This window comes from Streptomyces sp. NPDC044571 (genome assembly GCF_040647115.1).
In the GTDB taxonomy this organism is placed as follows: Bacteria; Actinomycetota; Actinomycetes; order Streptomycetales; family Streptomycetaceae; genus Streptomyces.
On record NZ_JBEZBN010000138.1, the window covers coordinates 1 to 1288 of the forward strand.

The following is a 1288-nucleotide window of genomic DNA, read 5'->3' on the forward strand; positions in this document are numbered from 1 at the left end:
CGCGCCCAGAGCACTTCCGCGGGCGGCAGGTCTCCGGGCAGCCCCGGCCGATGGATCGTCATGGTGTGCGTCTCCTGCTGATGCGGGCTCGGACCGACAGATCGTACAGACCGGCCCGGACCACACCCGCCCGGCGTCCTCCGGAGGGTGGCGCCACGCCCCGACCGCCCGATCTCATCGCCCGCTCGCCGAACTGATCGTGGCGGGCGTCACCAAGGACGACATCCGCCGCGACCCGTTCCCGCACATCGTCATCCGCAACGCGCTGCCGCAGGAGCTCTACGACGCCCTGTCGAAGTCGGTGCCGACCGCCGAGTACATCGGGGAGCGGATCGGCAAGCCGATCACCTCGAACGAGCGCTACAACCACATGTCCGAAGCCGTCCTCGGCGACCCTGCGATGGCGCAGGTCTGGAAGGACTTCGTCACCTACCACTCCTCGCCCGCGTTCTACGAGGAGTTCCTCGACCTGTTCCAGGAAGACCTGCTGGCCAACCTGCCCGCCGCCGAGGACCGCCTGGGCCCGCTGCGCGACCTGCGCGCGGGCCGCCGCAACCGGGACGGCTTCGAGACGCACGACATCCTGATGGACTGCACGGCCGTCATCAACTCGGTCGTCACCGGCACGTGGAGGGCGAGCCGATGCAGGCCTGGTAGCCGCCGGGCCCAGGCGAGCGGCAGGCGCCGCCGCGGCCGCCGGGCCGGGGCGGCCCCGCGGTCAGCAGCCGCCGCAGTTGTAGAAGGTCACGTCCCAGTGGCTGCCCTCGTCGGCGTAGACGTTGCCCGCGCCGGACCGCCACTGCGGCGCGCCGTCGCCGCGCAGCCCGATGTAGGTGAAGGTGTTCTTGATGTAGCCGCCCAGGCAGGTGTACTTGCTGAAGTCCAGCTTGTAGCCGTTCCAGTGCGAGTAGGTGCCCGCGGCGTGCCCGGCCTCGGTGCCGCCCGTGATGTTCAGCGCGCAGCCGCTGGCGCCCTTGAGGGTCTGTGCACCCTGCGCCGTGGCGAGGTTGAGCTGCTCGAAGGACGTACAGGTGGGGTTGTTGCGGTCCGAGCAGCCTCCTGACGAGGACCAGGTGATGCCGGAGCTGCGGAACATCGAGGTCGCGGTGGCATGGCTGATCTTGGTGGCCGCCCGGGCGTCCGTGGCGCCGCCGAGGACGCCCACACCGGGAGCGAAGAGGACACCGAGGACGAGGGCGAGCGCGCTGAGGACCGGGCGTGATCTCATGGGGGGCTGCCTCCTGCGAGCGGGCGGGACGGGCATGGAGATGGTGCCCGAGCCGGGTGC

1 protein-coding gene is annotated in these 1288 nt (G+C 70.9%); it reads right to left on the bottom strand.

Annotation, left to right across the window (positions count from 1 at the left end; genetic code table 11):
- Nucleotides 1–718: 718 nt before the first annotated feature.
- The gene (locus AB0B01_RS30810) at nucleotides 719–1228 is read right to left on the bottom strand and encodes a hypothetical protein (RefSeq protein WP_361726281.1); all 510 of its coding nucleotides are present in this window, start codon (nucleotides 1226–1228) and stop codon (nucleotides 719–721) included.
- Nucleotides 1229–1288 lie beyond the last annotated feature (60 nt).

What these genes read in the sequence shown, in the direction of transcription:
- AB0B01_RS30810 (WP_361726281.1), bottom strand. Translation starts at nt 1,228, where the DNA reads ATGAGATCACGCCCGGTCCTCAGCGCGCTCGCCCTCGTCCTCGGTGTC.